The organism is Tsukamurella asaccharolytica, assembly GCF_007858435.1.
GTDB classification, from domain to species: Bacteria; Actinomycetota; Actinomycetes; order Mycobacteriales; family Mycobacteriaceae; genus Tsukamurella; species Tsukamurella asaccharolytica.
In genome coordinates this window covers 418,533-437,495 of the sequence record NZ_VIGW01000002.1, presented here as the reverse complement: position 1 = coordinate 437,495, position 18,963 = coordinate 418,533, and the positions used below count along the sequence as shown (strand labels likewise).

General features: G+C 70.2%; 25 protein-coding genes, 1 tRNA gene and 1 pseudogene. 19 read left to right on the top strand and 8 right to left on the bottom strand.

The features are described 5' to 3' along the window. Positions 1–12 precede the first annotated feature (12 nt). The 7 genes from FK529_RS05420 (at position 13) to FK529_RS05395 (ending at position 3,916) form a co-directional block, all read left to right on the top strand. Entirely contained in the window at positions 13–396 is a 384-nt protein-coding gene (locus FK529_RS05420) for a hypothetical protein (protein ID WP_146559988.1), read from the top strand. A gap of 74 nt (positions 397–470) precedes the next feature. Then, entirely contained in the window at positions 471–1,271 is an 801-nt protein-coding gene (locus tag FK529_RS05415) for a hypothetical protein (protein WP_146559987.1), read from the top strand. Between the two features lie 2 nt (positions 1,272–1,273). Then, positions 1,274–2,584 carry a peptidoglycan DD-metalloendopeptidase family protein gene (locus tag FK529_RS20505; RefSeq protein WP_146559986.1) on the top strand — a complete coding sequence of 437 codons (1,311 nt, stop codon included), beginning with the start codon at positions 1,274–1,276 and terminating at the stop codon, positions 2,582–2,584. Further along, entirely contained in the window at positions 2,581–2,727 is a 147-nt protein-coding gene (locus FK529_RS19970; protein WP_158635053.1) for a hypothetical protein, read from the top strand. The genes FK529_RS20505 and FK529_RS19970 overlap by 4 nt, the downstream gene beginning before the upstream one ends. Positions 2,728–2,730: 3 nt before the next feature. Then, complete coding sequence (locus tag FK529_RS05405) at positions 2,731–3,117, top strand: phage holin (RefSeq protein ID WP_146559985.1); 387 nt, start codon at positions 2,731–2,733, stop codon at positions 3,115–3,117. Beyond that, entirely contained in the window at positions 3,114–3,524 is a 411-nt protein-coding gene (locus tag FK529_RS05400; RefSeq protein ID WP_146559984.1) for a hypothetical protein, read from the top strand. The genes FK529_RS05405 and FK529_RS05400 overlap by 4 nt, the downstream gene beginning before the upstream one ends. Continuing rightward, entirely contained in the window at positions 3,521–3,916 is a 396-nt protein-coding gene (locus tag FK529_RS05395; protein ID WP_146559983.1) for a hypothetical protein, read from the top strand. The genes FK529_RS05400 and FK529_RS05395 overlap by 4 nt, the downstream gene beginning before the upstream one ends. Positions 3,917–3,986: 70 nt before the next feature. On the opposite strand, the gene FK529_RS20170 is transcribed toward FK529_RS05395, so the two are convergent. After that, positions 3,987–4,142 carry a hypothetical protein gene (locus FK529_RS20170; RefSeq protein WP_166436376.1) on the bottom strand — a complete coding sequence of 52 codons (156 nt, stop codon included), beginning with the start codon at positions 4,140–4,142 and terminating at the stop codon, positions 3,987–3,989. A gap of 590 nt (positions 4,143–4,732) precedes the next feature. On the opposite strand from FK529_RS20170, the gene FK529_RS05390 reads away from it, so the two are divergent. The 3 genes from FK529_RS05390 (at position 4,733) to FK529_RS05380 (ending at position 5,851) form a co-directional block, all read left to right on the top strand. Beyond that, positions 4,733–4,969, top strand: a complete 237-nt coding sequence (locus FK529_RS05390) for a hypothetical protein (RefSeq protein ID WP_146559982.1) — start codon at positions 4,733–4,735, stop codon at positions 4,967–4,969. Next, positions 4,966–5,229 carry a hypothetical protein gene (locus FK529_RS05385; protein WP_146559981.1) on the top strand — a complete coding sequence of 88 codons (264 nt, stop codon included), beginning with the start codon at positions 4,966–4,968 and terminating at the stop codon, positions 5,227–5,229. Before FK529_RS05390 ends, FK529_RS05385 begins: the two co-directional genes overlap by 4 nt. 127 nt (positions 5,230–5,356) lie before the next feature. After that, a complete protein-coding gene (locus tag FK529_RS05380; RefSeq protein ID WP_146559980.1) occupies positions 5,357–5,851 on the top strand; it encodes a hypothetical protein in 495 nt (164 codons plus the stop codon). A gap of 41 nt (positions 5,852–5,892) precedes the next feature. Here FK529_RS05380 and FK529_RS19965 read toward each other — a convergent pair whose 3' ends face one another. Continuing rightward, a complete protein-coding gene (locus tag FK529_RS19965) occupies positions 5,893–6,066 on the bottom strand; it encodes a hypothetical protein (RefSeq protein WP_158635052.1) in 174 nt (57 codons plus the stop codon). 39 nt (positions 6,067–6,105) lie between these two features. After that, positions 6,106–6,276, bottom strand: coding sequence for a hypothetical protein (locus FK529_RS19960; RefSeq protein WP_158635051.1), 171 nt, complete (start codon positions 6,274–6,276; stop codon positions 6,106–6,108). Positions 6,277–6,582: 306 nt separating this feature from the next. Here FK529_RS19960 and FK529_RS05375 point away from each other — a divergent pair, with 306 nt between their 5' ends. Continuing rightward, the gene (locus tag FK529_RS05375; protein ID WP_146559979.1) at positions 6,583–6,978 is read left to right on the top strand and encodes a hypothetical protein; all 396 of its coding nucleotides are present in this window, start codon (positions 6,583–6,585) and stop codon (positions 6,976–6,978) included. Between the two features lie 236 nt (positions 6,979–7,214). On the opposite strand, the gene FK529_RS05370 is transcribed toward FK529_RS05375, so the two are convergent. Further along, a complete protein-coding gene (locus FK529_RS05370; RefSeq protein WP_146559978.1) occupies positions 7,215–7,907 on the bottom strand; it encodes a phosphatase PAP2 family protein in 693 nt (230 codons plus the stop codon). 94 nt (positions 7,908–8,001) lie between these two features. Here FK529_RS05370 and FK529_RS05365 point away from each other — a divergent pair, with 94 nt between their 5' ends. Next, positions 8,002–8,700 carry a hypothetical protein gene (locus FK529_RS05365; RefSeq protein WP_231702929.1) on the top strand — a complete coding sequence of 233 codons (699 nt, stop codon included), beginning with the start codon at positions 8,002–8,004 and terminating at the stop codon, positions 8,698–8,700. Between the two features lie 221 nt (positions 8,701–8,921). Here FK529_RS05365 and FK529_RS05360 read toward each other — a convergent pair whose 3' ends face one another. Continuing rightward, the gene (locus FK529_RS05360) at positions 8,922–10,949 is read right to left on the bottom strand and encodes a CocE/NonD family hydrolase (RefSeq protein ID WP_146559977.1); all 2,028 of its coding nucleotides are present in this window, start codon (positions 10,947–10,949) and stop codon (positions 8,922–8,924) included. Positions 10,950–11,149: 200 nt separating this feature from the next. On the opposite strand from FK529_RS05360, the gene FK529_RS05355 reads away from it, so the two are divergent. The 3 genes from FK529_RS05355 to FK529_RS05345 all read left to right on the top strand — a co-directional run bounded on the left by FK529_RS05355 (position 11,150) and on the right by FK529_RS05345 (position 12,709). Further along, positions 11,150–11,590: a DUF6918 family protein gene (locus FK529_RS05355; RefSeq protein WP_146559976.1), complete on the top strand. Its 441-nt coding sequence runs from the start codon at positions 11,150–11,152 to the stop codon at positions 11,588–11,590. 2 nt (positions 11,591–11,592) lie between these two features. Next, positions 11,593–11,985 (top strand): RidA family protein, encoded by a 393-nt coding sequence (locus FK529_RS05350; protein WP_146559975.1) that lies wholly within the window; start codon positions 11,593–11,595, stop codon positions 11,983–11,985. 109 nt (positions 11,986–12,094) lie between these two features. Continuing rightward, positions 12,095–12,709 carry a putative glycolipid-binding domain-containing protein gene (locus FK529_RS05345; protein ID WP_231702928.1) on the top strand — a complete coding sequence of 205 codons (615 nt, stop codon included), beginning with the start codon at positions 12,095–12,097 and terminating at the stop codon, positions 12,707–12,709. On the opposite strand, the gene FK529_RS05340 is transcribed toward FK529_RS05345, so the two are convergent. Next, the gene (locus FK529_RS05340; protein ID WP_146559974.1) at positions 12,710–13,669 is read right to left on the bottom strand and encodes a prephenate dehydrogenase; all 960 of its coding nucleotides are present in this window, start codon (positions 13,667–13,669) and stop codon (positions 12,710–12,712) included. A gap of 78 nt (positions 13,670–13,747) precedes the next feature. Between FK529_RS05340 and FK529_RS05335 the strand changes: the two genes are divergently transcribed. The 3 genes from FK529_RS05335 to FK529_RS05325 all read left to right on the top strand — a co-directional run bounded on the left by FK529_RS05335 (position 13,748) and on the right by FK529_RS05325 (position 14,864). Beyond that, positions 13,748–14,266, top strand: coding sequence for a tRNA adenosine deaminase-associated protein (locus FK529_RS05335; protein ID WP_146559973.1), 519 nt, complete (start codon positions 13,748–13,750; stop codon positions 14,264–14,266). Between the two features lie 29 nt (positions 14,267–14,295). Further along, on the top strand, positions 14,296–14,730 hold the full coding sequence (locus FK529_RS05330) for a nucleoside deaminase (protein ID WP_146560154.1): 435 nt from the start codon (positions 14,296–14,298) through the stop codon (positions 14,728–14,730). A 46-nt stretch (positions 14,731–14,776) separates the two neighbouring features. Next, positions 14,777–14,864 (top strand) — tRNA-Ser (locus tag FK529_RS05325). Here the strand turns inward: FK529_RS05325 and FK529_RS05320 are convergent. Then, positions 14,846–15,511 carry a DUF2306 domain-containing protein gene (locus tag FK529_RS05320; protein ID WP_146559972.1) on the bottom strand — a complete coding sequence of 222 codons (666 nt, stop codon included), beginning with the start codon at positions 15,509–15,511 and terminating at the stop codon, positions 14,846–14,848. The two genes, FK529_RS05325 and FK529_RS05320, sit on opposite strands and share 19 nt — an antisense overlap. Positions 15,512–15,608: 97 nt before the next feature. After that, on the bottom strand, positions 15,609–16,004 hold the full coding sequence (locus FK529_RS05315) for a hypothetical protein (RefSeq protein WP_231702927.1): 396 nt from the start codon (positions 16,002–16,004) through the stop codon (positions 15,609–15,611). A 143-nt stretch (positions 16,005–16,147) separates the two neighbouring features. Here FK529_RS05315 and FK529_RS05310 point away from each other — a divergent pair. Further along, positions 16,148–18,442: pseudogene (locus tag FK529_RS05310) on the top strand (MMPL family transporter); the annotation flags it as partial. Between the last annotated feature and the right edge of the window lie 521 nt (positions 18,443–18,963).

Here is an 18,963-nt window from a genome sequence, read left to right as displayed (position 1 = left end):
GGAGACAACACAATGCCAGCATCCGACGCCGTCAATAAGCAGGTCTGCGACTACAAGGCCAGCCTCGGGAAGACGATCAAGATCCACGAGCAGGACAAGGCCACCGTGCACGCCGCGTCCGGCGCAGGCACCGCGGCGCCGATCGCGACGACACCGGCATCCGCGGACACCGCGTGGGGCGCTGCCGTGATGGGGACCGGCCCGAACGCGGGCTACGCGGTGGCGACCGGCTCGAACGTGCCGTTCATGCAGCCCCCGGGGAAGACGTCGAAGTCCTACAGCGTGTGGAACGGCAACACGTACCTGTGGGCCGCCGACCTCGACGCGCCGGTCACGACCACCACGACGGCGCTGCCCGTCGACGTGGTCCCGCGTACGCGGCACCAGGAGCAGTAGAACCGTTACCCCCTTTTCGAGCCCCGCGTCGAACATCCGGCGCGGGGCTCACCTGTAACCCGCAGGAGGCCACCATGACCACGATCGTCAAGACCCGAGGAGCGTCCGAGCCCTACGGCACGAACTTCCTGACGCCCGCTCTCGCGCCGCTGAATTCGACCCGATTCCGAGTGGTTGAGACCAGATACCCCGCGAGCATCGGCCCGGTGAATCCCGCGCCGGGCACACCGGTCGGCCCGTCGCTGAACGCCTCGGTCGAGATCGGCGTGATGAACATCCTCGCGACCGTGACCGCCGCACCGGATGACGTCGTGCTCGTCGACTACAGCCTCGGCGGGATCGTCAACAGCGCCTTCCTGTCCCGCTACGGCACCGTCGGCAGCAAGGTCGTCGGCCGCGTCTCGCTCGCGAACCCGACCCGCGCCGCGGGCGACAACTACCACTTCCCGTCGTTCGGGGAAGGGATCTTCGGGCACCCTGTCGACTACCAGCGCCTCGGCATCCCGCACTGGGAACTCGCGTCGCCCGGAGACGTGATGACCTCCTGCCACGCGGTGTCGCCGCTGCGGTGGATCGCCGAGGACGTCGTCGCCGGGTTCAGCCTCGACGCCAAGGCCTTCGCGGCCTGGGCCGCCGCGACCGTCGCGAAGCTGCCGCAGATCGAGCAGCGCGCCGTCGGACAGAACGGCGCGCTGCTCTGGACGCCCGACTGGTACCAGCAGATCTTCCAGGCACCCGGGCAGCTCTGGGCGTACGCCCGAGGCGGCTCGCACACCGACGCCTACCTGCGGCCGTTGTGGCGCACCAGCTCCGGCGCACCGATCACCGCGCTCGCACTCATGACCAAGATCCTCCGCGACTACTTCGGGAGCTGACGATGCCCGCACGGTTCTGGCCGCTCGAACGCGGCCACGAGATCACCAGCCCCTTCGGCGCCCGGTGGGGCACCACACACTGGGGGACCGACTTCGGATGGCCCGGCGGCTCCGCCGGCCGCCCGGTCTTCGCGGTCCAAGGCGGCACCGTCACGCAGGCCGGCCCCGCGTCCGGGTTCGGGCAGTGGGTGAACGTCGACCACCCTGCGCAGGACGGCGGCGGCCTCACCGTCTACGGCCACGTCATCCCGGAGGTGCGTGTCGGCCAGCGCGTCGAGGCGGGGCAGCGCATCGCGCGGATCAACCCCGACAGCAACACGAACGGCGGCGTCGCGCCGCACCTGCATCTCGAGTGGCACCGCTCCGTGTGGGTGCCACCCGGGCCTGACCGGCTCGACCCGCTCCCGCTGCTGCAGGGAGCCCAGTACCCCGGCGAGGCGACCGCCCCCGGACCGACGACACCAGGAGGCACCATGACCGATCCCGTGTTCGGCATCGACGTATCGAACCACCAGGGCGACTTCAACTTCGCGGGCGCCGCCGCCGAGGGCTACCGGTTCGCCACGCACAAGGTCGTCGAGGGCGACGGCTACGCGGACCCGTTCTGGCCGCGCGCCCGCGACGAGATGCGCCGGCACTTCCCGGGCCGGTTCGGCGGCTATGTGTTCTGCCGCACCAACGTCGACCCGCAGCGCGAAGCCGACTTCATGCTCGGGAAGCTCGGCGACCCGAGCATTCCGGTGCAGATCGACTACGAGGACACCACGAACGGCGGCAGCGGCCGAGACCTCGCCGCGCGCGTGCAGGCTTACCGCGACCGCGGCGTGCGATTGCTGCCGGTGTACCTGCCGCGCTGGTTCTGGCGCGACCACATGGGTTCGCCGGATCTCGCATTCCTCCGCGACGTCGGCCTCTGGAACAGCAACTACGTGAGCGGCACCGGCTACGGGTCGGCGCTGTACGACCCGAACTCGGCGGGATGGCAGGGCTTCGGCGGTGCCGACGTCCGCATCCTGCAGTTCACCGAGCAGGCGCAGGTTGCAGGCCAGCGCATCGACGCCAACGCGGTCAAGGACCCGGCCGCGCTGGACCGCATCTTCGGCACTAACACAGGAGGTACTCCCATGCCCAACCCGCCCCTCGACACCCAGACCGCGGCCGGCCTCACCCTCGACCAGCTCGCTGGTCCCAACGCTCGCAACGGCGCCGGGTTCCCCGGCTGGGAGTGCCTCGGGAACCGCACCGTCGTCGAGGCGCTCGGCGCCATCGGCGAGAAGCTCGGCGTCCCGGGATGCAAGGACGTGAAGAAGTGACCGGCGCGCAGCGGCTCGAGTTCACCCGTCTCGCCGCCGGCCCCGTGCTCGCGCGCGCCGGGTACACCGCGCTGTACACCGTCGCGGCCACGGTGGCCGCGATCACCACGTTCAAGCTCGCATTCCGCTACGGAGGTCTGTAGATCATGCTGCTCAACATCCGCACCTGGGCGGACGTCCGCGCCGGGGCGTACGCGCTCCTCCCGCTGCTCTCGACGCTCCTCGTCGGGTACAGCGTCCTCGACCAGCAGAAGGCGACCCTGTGGGTCGCGCTCGCCACCGCGGTGCTCGGACCGGTGATCTCGGCGGTGCAGGCCCGCTCGGTGTCGACGTTCCGAGCCGCGTTCTACGCGGTGCTCGCCGCCGGGCAGGCCCTCGCGATCGGCTACGGCTTGCTGCAGGACGGGCAGCTCGACGCGTGGATGCCGCTCGTGACGTTCCTCATCGGCGGCGCGGCGGTCGCTCCGGCGGTGGCGAACACCGACACCAGCCCGGCCGACGGCACGACCGGGCGCCACCGGGGCATCGAGTGAAGCGCGGCACGTGGGTGCCGCTCCTCCCACCACACGCGCGCAACGTCGTCGTCGGCATCGTGCCGGTCGAACCGATCCTGCGCGGCATCGACTACGTCCTCCCCGGCGGTGAGACGGCTCCGCAGCTCAACCTCATCGAGGCCGCCGCGCCGATGCCAGTGTGGGGCGCGCTCTGCCTCATCGCGGGCGTCGTCGCGCTGGTCGGGTTCTGGGCGAGGTGGCGCACCGTCTGCATCGCGGGGATGTGGCTCGGCGCCGCCACCTACCTCACCCTCGCGGTGGGGCAGTGGGTCGAGGTGTCGGGGCATCCGTGGTGGGACGGTATTCGCGGCCCGGCCATCGTCACGATCTTCGGCGCCGCGATGGCGGGTATCGCGCTCGGCTACGCGCGCCAGGAGCCCGAGTGAACTGGGCGGCACCCGCAGGGGTGCCCTGGCTGTTGTGGCTGGCCATCATGCTCATCTTCGGCCCGCCCGCACTCGGATCGAAGATTGCGGCGCGGATCCCCGGTGTGCTCGGTGCGACCGGCCGGTGGTGGCAAGCGAGGAAGATCGCGCAGGTGTCGCAGGACGAGCTGGGCCGGATAAGCGCGGAGCTGCACGAGCTGCGCGCCGACTACGACCGTGTCGTCCCGGATCTGCGGGAGCGGGTCAACAAGCTCGAGGAGGCGCTCGACCGAGCGCAGCGGCGGCTGTGGGCGTTCCGTGATCACGTGCGGGACTTGAAGGACGTCCTGCGGCGGCACGCGCCGGACGCGCCGTTGCCGGAGCCGCCGGAGGAAATCAGCGACCTCGTCTAGGCCATCTTGAGCACGAAGTGCGGCCCCTCACCCATCCCCAGGGTGAGGGGCCGCTTTCGTCGTCTCCGGGTCAGGTCGCCGCAGGGGAGCGGCGCGTGATCCGGTTCGCCACCTGGAAGGTGACGATGCCGCCGAGAACCAGCCACAGCGGCCAGGGCGCACCGATCGCGAGGAGCACGCCGGCTGATCCCGCGGTGGCGACGAGGTCGTAGTTTCGTCGGAGCATTCTGGGTCTCCTTCCTGCGTGTTTGTCTAGCTACACTGTAAGTCCCCGGTCGGGGACCAGGCGGCCACATTCCGCCCGGTCCCCGGTTGGGGGCTACTTCCGCTTCTTGCGGTGTCGGCCCTTCGGGGGTTGTGGCTTGCGGTTCTGGATTGCCATCCAGAGGTTGACCAGGAGGGTCAGCCCCGCTAGCACGAGCCCGATGCGGGCTTCGTCCAAATTCATCACCTCCCCTCGTTGTTGGTAACACCAGTCTAAGCCATAGCTAGGGTATTAGTCAACCGAATCCAGGGAAAAGTTTTCGGGTAAGTATTCGGAGACGGTCGCGGGCAGCCAGCCGAGTCGACGGCGTTGGTGCGGGCCGACGCCGACCATTGCGTCTGCAGGCGGGAAGTTGCCTGTGCGCACGCGGGATTTCAGCCGCTCAAGAGGGTGGCCTCCTATGTCGGCTATGTCGGTGAGTGCGAGATACCTGGTCGTCATGCGCTCGATCCTACCCCCTAGCTGGGGTTTTGAAAATGTTCCGTCAGAACACTTGCCAATGACCTAGCTAGGGTATAGCTTGGTGTCATCACCGAGGAACGGAGAAACAAATGACCACCACCGCCACGCCCACCAAGATCACCGGCCTGACCGCCATGCACATCCGGCACCTGGAACTCGCGTTCTGGGGCGACGGCACCGCGACGATGAGCGCGACCACCGCGACCTTCCAGGACGCCGACCTCGCGCTCGCCACGATCGCGAAGCGCCTCGAATCCGTCGCCGGCCCCGAGCGTCGCTACCTGCAGACGGTGGCCCGCAAGATCCGCAAGGCGGCGAACCGATGAGCGCTCGACGGTGCCGGGCGAAGACTCCGAACAAGGCGTGCCCGAGCGTCAAGGTCGACTGCTCGCGGACGTCGGGCCACGCGGGGCCGCACCAGTTCAAGCTTCACGGCGTCGTGCTCCAGAGCTGGAAGAACACCGCGCGCTCGAAGGCCACGGCCCGCCCCGTCTGCCCGGACTGCGGGGGCTGCTACGCCGACGGCCCGTGCGTGTGCGCCCGCGGATGCGACCGCGCGCACGGCCCCTGGCCTGCCGCCAAGTAGCCCGTACCCGGCCAGCCGGCGCCCCTCCGTCATGGGAGGGGCGGGCACGACGCCCCGCACTCGCGGAGGCGCAAGACCCCGCACCTCTGCGGGGCGATCACCCACACCCCACCCGAGGAGTACAGCCATGCCCACGATCAAGCAGCACGCCGCCATGATGGCCGCCGGTGCCGCCCTGGCCGCGATGATCTTCGCGACCCCGACCGCCGCGTCCTACGCCGATCCCGGCGACGGGAACAGCAGCACCTCGGTCGGCACCGGCTCGCCCGCCGCGGCCCCGAGCCCGGGGGACGGGAAGGGGTCGCCGAGCTACGACGTGCCCGTGTCGATCCCGTCGGTGACGGCGTCGAACCCGGAGAAGCCGAAGGATCTACCGGCGAACGCGACCCCAGCGGAGAAGGCCGAGCACGAGAAGGCGATGAAGGCGTACGACGCGGCGAAGGCGGAGTACGACCGGCAGGTGTCGGCGAACGCGAACGCGAAGTCGGCGGAGTACGCGCGGCAGCAGGCGCAGCGCGCGAAGGCCGCCGCGGAGGCCGCCCAGCATCAGGGCGCCGGCGGCGCGGTGCCGTCGAAGCCGTGGTGCCCGAACAACGCGGCCTCGTGCCCCGGGAACCGCTGACCCGGTCCGGCCCACGTAGCCCCGCGCCCCACGGCTCGGGGCTACCGGTCTACGTACCGCAGGTGCAGCACGTGGGTGACGTGCCCGCACGCGCGGCACGTGTACGACCGGCACGGCGGATCGTGCAGGTTGTCCCACCCGACGAGCACGCGGTGCGGCCCGAACCAGCTACCGCACGCCTCGCACCGCTTCGGGCCGATCTCCACGCTCACCATGGCGCCGACGGTACGACCGGCCACCGACATGCAGTGGGGCTACAACGACCACCACTCGGCGAGCTGCGTGATGAAGCCGGGCGCGTGCTCCCACAGCCAATGCACGAACTGCACGAGTCGCGCGACGCGGTACGCCAACTTGACACGGGCGCCCCACAGGGACGACCTGTTCACTGTCGTTGGCGCAGCGTTGATTTCGGTAGGTGCCATAGCAGCACTCCTGTCTCGGGCACGGTTGCCCGGGTTGTGAAATGGAGTGTCAGCGCGTAGACTGGGGTTGTTCTGCCAGGAACAGGCCCCGTGCGGCCGACATTGAATCGAACAAGTGCGAGCCCGAGATCTGAGAAGCGATCTCGGGCTCTTTCGTGCACGTGCTCTGTATCTATCCTATCACACGGGGATGCGCAGGATACATGGCTTTCGATTTGAGTGCAAGTATCGATGCAAAGTCCCAGGTGAAGCGGGTTCTACGGAGGGGGCTGTTCCGCTCGCCCCTGCAGTGGCATGATCTGCAATATGGAGACGTTTACCGGCACCGGCGGCACCGCGGTGCTCGACGAGATCGGTCGGACGCTGACCTTTACCTTCAAGGGGTCCTCGGCGAAGGCGCGTGGCGGGTTCACCGGCCCGTGGGTCGTACCGCTCGGCGCCATCGAGTCCGTCGAGACGAAGGGCGGCATGATGCCGTCGCTGCGCGTCGTGCTGCGCGGTCGCGTCGGCTGGCACAAGGATGTCGCCCGCGACCTCAACGGGCTCCTCGCCGGCAAGGAGAAGCCCAGCGACTTCGCTGACCGGATCCGCCTGGCGATGGCGACGGCGACGCCGTGTGATCCGCCGGCCGATCCGCGGCCCGCTCCGCTGCCGAAGAAGCCAGGCTTGATCATGTCTATACTGGGCAACGAGAACTGGTGACGGGTCTTTCACGGGTCCGTAATCCGCAGGAACCACCGGAAGTGGCAGCCACAAGCCGCCACGAAAGGCGAATGTAAACGGAATGTGCGGGCAAGATGGCAACTACAAGACGCCGCAAGGCGGCCTGTTAGTGCCAGAAGGTCAGGGGTTCGAATCCCTTCGGGCGCACAGGAAAACGCCGGGTCAGTTCGTCTGACCCGGCGTTTCTGTCGCGTCCCCCCGTCGAAGGGCGGGAGTCACACGGGGTGTGTTCGCGAAGCGCGACGACGCCGGACGGTGTCGGCCAGCTGGCGGTCCCACCGTGCCCACGACGCAGGCGGAAGGACCGCCAGTCCCACGGCGACGCCCGCCAGCCCGATCGCGAAACCGGCCGCGGTGTCCGAGAACCAGTGCACGCCCAGGTACAGCCGGCTCGCCGCCACCGCGCCGATCACTGCGGCGGGGACGAGGAGAGCCAGGAGGCGCCGGCGGGCGGTCCAGCTCGCGGTGACCGCCACCGTCGTGGCCAGGAGCAGGGCCGTTGTGCCGGTGACATGGCCCGAGGGGAAGCCGTAGTCGGTCTCGTTCGCGAGGTGATCGATGAGCGGCGGACGCTGTCGGGCGAAGGTGTATTTCAGCGCAAGGGTGGCCGCTGCGGCGACCGCCGTGCTGCCGAGCACGAAGACGGCGGATGCGGCGGAACGACGCCAGACCAGGAGTGCGGCGACGAGGACGCCGAGCGCGATCGTGCCGCCGGGCGAGAAGACGTTCGTGATGAGCGTCATCACCGAGGTCGTGGCCGTGTCGCGGTGCTCGATCATCTCCTCCAGCACCTCGCCGTCGGTCTCGGTGACGGGCCGCCACCCGACGAGCAGGCCGAGGGCGATGACGGCCGCGACGAGCACGGCGGCGGCCAGGCAGAACCGGCTGCGCCGGGCGAGGGTGGGCATCAGACCAGATTGCCCGCACGAAAGTCGTTCGCGCAACCCAAGACCGGGTAAAGCGCCCCTCATGACGGGGGTTGTCGGGGGTAGCGTTGGCGGGGTGAGGAAGCGACTGAGGCGGGCGCGGGCGGCACGGCTGCAGCGGGACACCCTCTACGCGGACGTCTCCGAGTGGCAGCCGCCGCTTCCCGAAACCTACCCCTACCGGTGGGTGGCCATCCGCTCCAACGACGGCACGTACCGCGACCGTCGCTTCGCCGCCAACTGGGACACGGTGCGGCGCATGCTCGACGACGACCGTCTGGTGGGCGCCATCGTCTACGCCGTGGTGCGTCCCAACTGGGAGGACAGCCTCGCCGTGCACCTGGAGATGCAGAGCGAGGACCGGCCCGACGTGGTGACGATGGCGGATGCGGAGTCCTGGGGCGGGCAGATCGTGGGCGACCACTCCGACGCCTTCAATCGGTTCACCTGGGGCGCGTCCGACTGGCGCGGCGGCGGCGCGGATCCGCGGCCGACCCGCTGCATCGGCTACCTCAACCCCAACGACATCAGCATCTGGCCGACGCTGCCCGAGATGCCGTTCGTGGTGCCCTCGTACGGCGCGCTGCCCGACTTCTCCCGGGCGCCCGAATTGGGGCGGCGCTTCGCGATCCACCAGTACACCGACGGCAGCGGCTACGGCGGCGGGTTGCCGGAGGGCTACGGCAGCGTCCGATGCGACATGAACGCCGCCAACGGCCTCGACCCGTGGCAGCTCGGCGACCTCCTCGGTACCACCACGATCCCGGTGGACTGAGTCAGTCGACGTGGCGCACCACGGAATGACTCTCCTGACCGCTGACCTGCGGGCGCCGCGCACCTATGAAGCCGTCGGGGCGAGGTACCGGACGGTGTGAGGCGTGCCGCGGATACCCTCGGGTGTAGCCAGGGGACCGTTCCACCGACGTCGCCGTCGGCCGCAGCACCGTCGGCCCGCACCACCGCCGGGCGTCCGAAAGGCGAGCCCGGAACGGGCCGTCACCAGCCCGGATCGCCCACGATCTGCAGGCTCACGTACGACGGCCGGTCGGGGCTGAACAGCACCGTCTGCTTGCCGAACCGCGTCTTGAGCAGGTCGGGGACCGTCGCGAGGTAGCGCGGAACGCTGCCGGCGTAGACGTCCACGCGCAGGCGGTGGCCCTCCTCGAGCAGGGCATCGGTGGGCACCACGTCGATGTCGAGCTCGATCGTCTCGCCCGGCACGACCGGTTGCTTCGCCGACCACGTGAGCGGGTGGAAGGCGCCGAGGAGTTCGCCGTCGAGGTCGTAACTACTGCGTGCGGCATCGAGGGCCCGATTCGAGGCCATGAGGGCGCCGCCCGAGAGGACCGTCGAGGTGCCGTCGGGCGCGACGTCGTTGACGGTGACCGCCCAGATCGCCTCCTCGCCCTCGCACTGCGTCACGAGGTGCACGTTGATCGAGCCGCTGAGCTGCACCGGCACCACGGCGGGCGGCGAGGTGAAGGAGATCGCGCCGCGTTCCTGCACCCCCGCGTCCGCCAGCGCGGGGACGGCCTTCGTCAGCCCCGCCAGGACCTGAGTGAGGTCGGGGGAGGCCAGCCCGCGCAGATCGATCCGCGTGGACGCGGACGCGCGCCGGCGCTCCGGGACGGCGGCGAGCCCGCCGTCGTACCGGGTGTGCCCCGCCGTGCCCGACGACGCCGGGGTCGCGTAGAGCCGCCGCGTGCGGGCCCCGGCACGGGGGAAGGACTCGCCCGCGCTCCAGCCACCGCCCTGCTGCTGCAGCGTGACGGGGCCGTACCGGTCGACGCCGTTGTCGATGCCCTTGAGCCAGCGGTCGTACCAGGCCCGCTCGAGGACGTCGATGCGCGGCGGCGCCTGGGTGCCGCCGAAGCCGGCGCCCATGTCGAAGTGGAAGCCGTTGGTGATCACCATCTGCTTGCGGCCCGCGGGCAGGTTCAGGCGGGAGAACACCCGGGGTGTGCTGCGGCCGAAGAGGTCGTGCCAGCCGCCGAACAGGAACGTCGGGGCGGTGATCGACTCGATGTTCGCGTTCCGCTCGGTGAAGTACGGGTTGTCGTTGACGCGCGGGTCGCGTCCGGTGAGCACGCCCGCCACCACGGTAGAGACCTCCGTCGCGGGCGAGAGGAGGCGGCTGTGCAGCCAGCGGAAGACGTTGCCGTTGACGGTGTCGCGGAGCAGAGTGCGCGGGTTGTACAACCACTTGAGGGCGTTCACTGCGCCGAGCCACAATGGGATGAACACCGACGGGAGGCCGCCCGTGATGTAGATGTCGCGGACGATGTCCTCGCTGCCCTCGATCGCGAAGACGGCGCCGAGGCCCTCCGGCGCGTGGCCGGCGGCCTGCAGCGAGTTGATCGCTGAGTACGACCAGCCGCCCATGCCGAGCTTGCCGTCGCACCACGCCTGCTCGCGGGCCCAGGCCAGGACCTCGACCGAGTCGCGCTGCTCGCGCGGGCCGAGGATCTGCCACACCCCGTGCGAGGTGCCGGTGCCGCGCACGTCGACGATCACCTGTACGTAGCCGCTGCGCACCAGGCGCCGGTTGATGCCGAAGCCCTGCAGGAGGCCGCCCGAGAAGTCGACGGTGCCGCCGGTGAGCGCTTTCGACGCGTTGGTCAGCGCGGGCCCGACGAACGCGGCGTGCGTGGTCTCGTCGATCGCGTCGACCACCATCCGGTTGTACGGGTTCAGGTTGAGGATCGCGGGGTACGGGCGCGCGACCGGCACCCCGTCGAGCTCGGCGGGCCGCACGACGGTGGCGCGCAGCACGACACCGTCGGACATGCGGATGTCGACGTTGCGGTCGATGTGGACGCGGGGATAGGTCAGCCGGCCGTCGACGGCCTCGCGCCAGGCGAGGGCATCTGCGCCGCCGGTGGGGTCGCCGAGTGGCAGCGTGTGATCGACGCGCGAGTGATGCTGTCCGCGCGACGGGGAGGGGAGTGCGGAGCTGCGGTCCCAGAGCGGTAGACGCACGCTCGACAGTCGGGCGTTCGCCCTGCCGGATCGGCTGGTCACCATGGCCACCCCTTTCCTTCAATCGTCAACTTAGAGCACCCGTGACGAACCTCACACACCGCGGGTGCGGTTGTTGCAGATCCGATGCAGAACGGTTGCATTCCCGGCGCGTCCCGCTCACTGGGAATGCAGCACTCCCCACCGCTCTGGGAGGCCCGATAAGCTCGGTCTCGCAATCGCCCACGAAGAACCCGGAGGTTCCCATGTCGCTGTCCACCACGCTCCTCGATCCCGCGCGCCAGCCGGCCGTCGTCGCCGACTTCGCGTCGGTCGTCGAAGCCGAGGTCGGCGATAAGAGTGGGCTGTCCGGCACCGTCATCAAGGCCGCCTACGGCACCGTCAAGAAGGTCTCGCCGAACGTCATCGAGTCAGCCCTGACCAAGCTGCTCCCCGATTTCGCGGCCGCACTGGATCCGTTCTGGACCGAGTTCCAGGCCCAGGGCCCCGGCGACTTCGGCCAGTTCCTCGCCGCCCGCGGCGATCAGGTGGGCGACGCCCTGCTCGCGGTCACCGACAAGAAGGCCGAGTCCACCAGCCAGCCCGCGCTGCGGAAGGCGTACGCGAGCCTGCGCGGCAAGGCCAAGGAGAACGTCGTCGCCGCGCTCCCGCGCGTCGGTGCGGCCGTGCAGAAGAACGCCGCCTGATCATGGGGAAGGTGCAGCTCAACGGCTCGGACCGGCTGACAACCGCGGTCGAGCACGCATACAGCGCGACTGTGCCTGCGGGCCGAACCCTGCACATCGCCGGCGTCGCGCCGCTGGACGAGGGCGGTACCACCGTCGCCCCAGGCGACGTGCAGGGCCAGGTGCGTGCGGTCGTCGCGAACCTCCGCGTGATCCTGGGCGAGCGCGGCGCGGAGCTGTCCGACGTCGCCCGGCTCACCGTCTTCGTCGCAGAGCACCTGCAGGTGGACCTGCAGGTCGCGGGTGAGACGCTCGCCGAGGTCCTCGGGGACGTGCCGCCCGTCTCCCTCGTCGGTGTCAGCCGGCTGCGCTACGACGATCAGGTCGTCGAGCTGGAGGCCGTCGCGGCGTTGTAGGCGCGGAGGTCGCGGGCGGGCCGGTGTGAGCGTCGGCACAGCCCCGGCGCTGGTCGAGTGGCGCCACAGGGTTCGTTCGGCCCGCACGCGAGGGGTTACCGTAGGGGGCGTGAGTAGCCTTTCATCCGCAGACGCAGTGGCGACCGTGATCACCGGGGCGAGCTGGCCCAGGATCCTCACCTGGCGCTCCGAGGACGGGAACCTCCTCGAGTCGGTCCGCGTGCAGCTCACGGGCGATCGGATCAAGGCCTACGGTCGGATCATCGCGGCCCCGTCGGCCGACGGCCCCGCCTTCAACGCCTCCTACGACCTCGTCACCGACGACGAGGGCGTCACCAAGCGGCTTTCCGTGCACGCGCTCACCGCGGCCGGCGAGTCGCAGGTGACGATCGCCCGCGACGGCGAGAACCACTGGCTCGTGCAGGGCGCGCAAGGCTCCGAGCGCGGTTTCTTCTCCGGCGCGCTCAGCGTCGACGTGCTCAAGTCGGCGTTCTTCAACGCCCTCACGATCCGCCGGTTCGACCTGCAGTCCCACCCCGCGGAACTCGACGTACCGGTCGTCTACGTCGACCTGCCGAGCCTCGCGGTCAAGGAGACGGTCATCAACTACGACGGTGCCGCCGACGGCATCACCGTCATCTCCCCGATCAGCAGCTCGAAGATCTCCGTGGACGCCGACGGCTTCGTCATCGACTACCCGGGCCTGTCGAGCCGCGTCGAATAGTCAGCCGAGCGCCGTGATCACGCCACCCGCGTGACCGGCCTCGCGCAGCGCCCGCTGCCACCCCGCCCCGTCGAGCACGGGGGAGAAGGGGGTGCGGCGGGCGCTCTCGTACCGTTTGCGCGCCGCGTAGCCGCGCGCGGTGATGTCCCCGACGGTACCCCGCTCGGCCAGTTCGGCGCGGGCTGCGATGAGCTCGGCGATGGTGTCGTCGAGGGCGTCGAGCAGGGCGTCGGCGTTCGCCTCGCACATCGCGTTCACCAACGACGGGGCCGTGCCCGCGACCCGCGTCACGTCGCGGAAGCTGCCGGCGGCCAGCGAGAGAGCCAGCTGCTTCGCCGCCGGATCCAGCTCGGCCGTGATCGCGACCGCCTCGGCGACCACGTGTACCGAGTGGGAGATCCGCGCGACGGCCGCGTCGTGTTCGGCGGAGCCGGCGGGCACGATCACCGCGCCGCAGTCCAGTCCGACGGATGCGGCGAGGCGCCACGCCTCCGCCGGTGTCCGGTCGTCGGCCGTGACCACCCAGGTGGCGTCGTCGAACAGCGCGGGATCGGTGGCCCCCCAGCCGGAGAAGGAGGTCCCCGCCATCGGGTGCCCGCCCGCGTACCGTCCCGTCAGGCCCGCGGCGGAGACCCGACGCGCGACGTCGCCCTTGACACTGACCGCGTCGGTCAGCCAGGCGTGCGGGGCGTGCTCAGCGATGGCGGCGAGCACCTCGTCGAGCGCGGGCACGGGCACCGCGACCACGACGACGTGCCCGCCCGCATCGGCCCGGCGGAGCGTCGCGGCGAGGTCCGACGACGCGTCGAAGCCGGCGGCCCCGGCATCGTCGACGGCGGCGGCCGACCGGTTCCAGCCGTAGGCGGGGCGCCCCGCGCGGCCGAGCGCGCGCAGGATCGAGCCGCCGATCAGGCCGAGGCCGAGGACGCAGACAGGAACGTCGGAATGCAGAGTGGGCACCCCGCCAGCGTTCCACAACGGTGTGCGAAGCCGAGGGAGACGTGTCGCGGACGCGCGTTTACGGATACGGTTTGACCCATGGCCGCAGAGACCTCACCGGAGCGCTACGACGACACCGACGGCTACGCCGTGGCCGTGATCCGCGGGGAGACCGCCTGGACCGTGCACCTGCTCGACCCCGGGGCGCTGGGCAGCATCGCCAAGGCGGAGCAGGAGCTCAAGGCGCTGCGCGCGACCGGGGCCGTGATCGGCCTGCTCAACGTGGACGACGAGTACTTCGTCGTCGTGCGGCCCGGTCCGTCGGGCACGCGGCTGCTGCTCTCCGACGCCACCGCCGCGGTGTTCGACGAGTTGGCCGTGCAGGCGCTGGACCGGCTCGATGTCGAGGTGCCGGACATCGACCCCGAGGAGATCGAGGACACCGATCCGTGGCCCGAGGGCGATCTCGGCATCCTCAGCGATCTCGGCCTGGGCGAGCAGGAGCTCAGCGTGCTGCTCGCCGATCCGGACCTCTACCCGGACGAGCAGCTGCAGGTGATCGCCGAGCGGCTCCGGTTCGACGCCGAACTGGGCGCGATCCTCGACTCGCTGGGCTAGTGGCGCTGCTGGACGCGGAACGCTCGGCGATGGGCTTCGCCCTTGAGGCCGCCGGCCTGGCCGGCCCCGATGACGTGCCCGTGGGCGCCGCGGTGATCGGGCCCGACGGAGCCGTGCTCGCGCTCGCCGGGAACCGTCGGGAACAGCTGGGCGACCCGACGGCCCACGCGGAGATCCTCGCGATCCGGGAGGCGGCCGGCATCTTCGGCGACGGCTGGCGGCTCGGCGGTTGCACCCTGGCCGTCACACTGGAGCCGTGCGCGATGTGTGCGGGAGCGCTGGTCGCGGCCCGCATCGGGCACCTCGTCTTCGGCGCCTTCGAACCCAAGACCGGGGCCGTCGGCTCGGTGTGGGACGTGGTGCGCGATCCCCGCGTCACCCACCGGGTGACGGTGCGCGGCGGCGTCCGGGAGGCCGAGTGCGCGGCGCTGCTCCACGACTTCTTCCAGTCGCACCGTTCCTGACCTGGCGATTTACCTCCCGAGGTGACTTCCGGTAAAGTACTCCGACGGTGGCGTGTCCGAGCGGCCGAAGGTGCAACACTCGAAATGTTGTGTGCGGTAACCCCGTACCGGGGGTTCAAATCCCCCCGCCACCGCTGAGGGAAACCCTCTCCGATTCCGTTCGGAGGGGGTTTCTCCCGTTCCGGGGACTGTGCGCGCTGCGCCGCAGCCACCACTCGCAGAGGCCGATCGCGATGAGCCAGCTCGGCCAGGCGACGATCGCCGGCCCCCAGGCGTCCATGAAGGACTCCGGTGCGCCGGCGGCGTCGAGCACGAGGAACGACACCGGCCCCAGGACGCGGTTGACGATCACCGAATACATCAGCGCCGCGCTGCGCAGCATCCAGCGCCGGTGGGCGGCCACGTCGCCGCCGACGATCGCGCGGACGCCGAGCGCCGTGAACAGCAGCATCAGCGAGCCCAGCGTGACATTGGAGGCGGCGTTGAGCGGACCGAACGGCGTGACCGTGCCGATCGCGATCGCCGCGAGTCCCACGGGCAGGGCGCACGCGACGTAGATCCGGCCGGCGATCCAGTGGTACTTCGCGAACCAGCGTCGGCCCAACTGCACCAGCCCGGCGAGCATCGCCACCGACCCGAGCAGGATGTGCCCGACGAGCAGCCCGTAGTACCAGCCCGGTTGATCGTCGAGGGGCACGCGACTGCCGCCCGTGAGATACGGCGGGAGAGAGTAGGCGAGGAAGACCAGCACGATCAGCGTGCCGACCAGCAGTTTCTTCATGGACCACACGCTAGGAGCGGTCGCCGCGACGGAGGATCCCCCGCGCGGGTGGGTCTGTGTAGTCCGCGGGGGTGAGGCGGCGTCGCGTCTGCGGCGGTCAGTGGGAGCTGAAGAAGCCGATCGCCTTGTCGCCGCTGTCGCAGCGCGCGAGCACCCCCGGAGTCTGCGGGAACGTGCAGTTCCATCCCTCGACGGTGACGGGCTTCGCCGTCGCGATCTGCGGTCCGAAGGCGTTCGCTACGCGCATCGCCTCGGCGCAGTCGACCTTGACGGTGCCGAGCGCGTGCACGTACAGGGCCCCGTCGGGGCCACGGGTCTGGCCGCACATCTCCCCGCGGGCCTCGGCCGCCGCCGTCGCGGCCGACGGTGCGCCGGACGGCGCGGGGCTCGTGGCGGGGTCGGACGAACTACCGCAGCCTGCAAGGAGCAGGCCGCACAGTGTTGCAGCTGCGACGGCTGTGACGGGCGTTGCGACGTGCCGAATTGCGGTCATAGCCTGCACCGTACCCTCCTCACGGTGACGAGTCTCACAAAGCCGCCGGTCAGCGGCATTATTGCGGGCGACAACTATCGGTACACTCGAAGCCGACCCGCATCGCGCAGCCCGTCGCGCCTCGACGACTCGGAGTGACCCGCATGGCATTGTTCCTGTACCGCCTGGGGAGGTTCGCCTACCTCAATCGCTTCAAAGTCATCGCCGCGTGGCTGCTGATCTTCGTCGGCATGCTCGCGGGTGGTGCGGCGCTCAGCAAACCCACGGTCGACAACTTCTCCCTGCCGGGCCTGCCCTCGGCGAAGGCGACCGACATCGTCTCCCAGAACTTCGGCGACAGCGGCGGCGACCCGTTCACCACCGCCTCGGCGACCATCGTCTTCCACACCAAGGACGGCAGGCTCACCGATCCCGCGGCTGCCGCGGGCATCGACCGCACCATCGCCGACCTGAAGAACCTCACCAAGGACGAGGACGGCCGGAAGGTCTCCGTGGTCCAGGACCCGGAACTCCTGCACAACCCGACGGGCGAGCTCGACCCGAGCGCGCTCACTCCGGAGCAGCGATCGAAGCTCGAGGCGGTCACGGCGCAGGGCCGGGACATCGCGTCGACCAAGACGCCGGCGCAGAAGACCGCCGACGCGGCGGCGACCTCGTCGGTGAGCCCGGATGGCAAGACCGCCAGGATCACGGTGAACTTCATCGGCAAGGTCACCGAACTCCCGAGCACCGTCTCCGAGGACATCACGAAGGCCCGCGAGGCCGGCGAGGCCGCGTCGAACGGAACCCTGCAGGTCGAGGCGGACGGTTCCGCCGCTCGCGGTGCCGCCGACATCGGCTTGACCAGCGAGATCATCGGCATGATCGTCGCCGCGATCGTGCTGATCATCACCTTCGCCTCGCTCGTCGCCTGGGGCATGCCGCTGATCAACGCGATCATCGCCGTCGGCATCGCCCTCGGTGGCGTCCTGCTCGCCACCCGCTTCATCGAGCTCGGTACGTTCCCGACCGTCCTGACCTCGATGATCGGCCTGGCGGTCTCCATCGACTACGCCCTGTTCATCGTGTCCCGGTACCGGCACGAACTGCGGCGCCTCGGCGCCTCGACCAAGGAACAGCGGGCCGAGGCGGCGGGCATCGCCGTCGGCACCGCCGGCACCGCGGTGGTCTTCGCCGGCCTGACGGTGATCATTGCGCTCGCCGCGCTCGCCTTCATCGGCATGGACTTCCTCGGTCAGATGGGCGTCGCCGCCGCGTGGGGCGTCCTCATCGCGGTCCTCGTCGCGCTGACCCTGCTTCCGGCCCTGCTGGGCCTGTTCGGCACCAAGGTCTTCGCCGGGCGGGTCAAGGGCCTGCACCCGCCGGACACCGACCAGGGCGACGGTCGCGTCGCCAACGGCCTGCGCTGGGCCAACCTGGTCAAGAAGGTTCCCGTTGTCACCCTCGTCGCGGGTGTCGCGGTGCTCGGCATCCTCGCGATCCCGATGAAGGACATGAAGACCGCGCTGCCGAGCTCGGGAATGAGCGAGAAGAGCACGTCGGAGCGGCAGGCCTACGACCTCATCGCAGACGGCTGGGGCAAGGGCGCCAACGGCACCCTCCTCGTCGCGCTCGACGGTGCCGAGGCGCAGCCGAACCAGCGCCTCGCCGCCTACAAGCAGATCGTCGACCAGCTCAACAGCAACCAGGCCGTCGCGCCGCTGATCGCGAACGCCCAGCTCACCCAGCTCGCGCCGGAGAACAAGGCCGCCACCATCGTGGTGACGCCCAAGTCCGGGCCCAATGACGACGACACCAAGACGCTGGTCACCAAGCTCCGCGCCATGGCCAACGGCGACGGCGGGACGAAGGCCCGGCTCGGCGTCGACCTCGGCGTCGCGGGCGCCACCGCCATCGAGATGGACATCTCGGAGAAACTCGGCGACGCCCTGTGGATCTACCTGGCGATCGTGGTGGGCCTGGCGTTCCTGCTGCTGCTCATCGCCTTCCGCTCGATCCTGGTGCCGCTCACCGCCGTCCTGGGCTTCCTGCTGTCCGTCGTCGCGACGTTCGGCGTTACGTCCGCGATCTTCAGCGACGGCGCCCTCGGCCTCATCGACAACACGCAGCCGCTGGTCTCGTTCCTGCCGATCTTCATGATCGGCATCGTCTTCGGCCTCGCGATGGACTACCAGGTCTTCCTCGTCTCCCGCATGCGCGAGGAGTTCGTGCACACCGGCGACGCCACACAGTCCGTGGTGACGGGCGTGCAGTACGGCGCCCGCGTCGTGACCGCGGCGGCGATCATCATGATCTCGGTCTTCGCCTCGTTCATCCTCAACGACCAGGTGTTCATCAAGGAGATCGGCTTCGGTCTCGCCGCCGCCGTGCTGCTGGACGCCTTCGTCGTGCGGATGGTGATCATCCCGTCGGTGATGACCCTGCTCGGCGCGTCGGCCTGGTGGCTGCCGAAGTGGCTCGACAAGATCCTGCCGAACGTCGACATCGAGGGCGAGGCACTCGTCAAGCAGCTCGGCCGCGGCGACACGAAGACCGACACCGCCGAGATCCCCTCGCCGGTCACCGCCGAGATCCCGGTGCCCACGGAGCAGTTGGTGGCCGTCGGCGCGACCGACGTCCCCGCGCGCGGCCCGGCGCGGGTCGAGCAGGCCGTCGGCCTCAACGGCCACGCCGGCGACACCACCAACGGTGCTGCGCACGGTGCCGAGCTTCCTACCGCCGCCCCGACGGTGCCCGTGCCGCTGCCCTCCGGCACGGCGGACGAGCACGTGACCGAGCAAGCACCGGTGCACGCCGACACGGAGCAGGTCGAGGCGGCGCAGGTCGCCGCGGCGGCATCGGAGACCGCGGCGGACGGTGTCGCGGACACCGGCGAGTACCCCGTCGCGCGGCCGGGCGTCCCGCGCCCGGACCAGACGACGACCGGTCCCATCCGCCAGCGGGACCGCACCCGGGACGA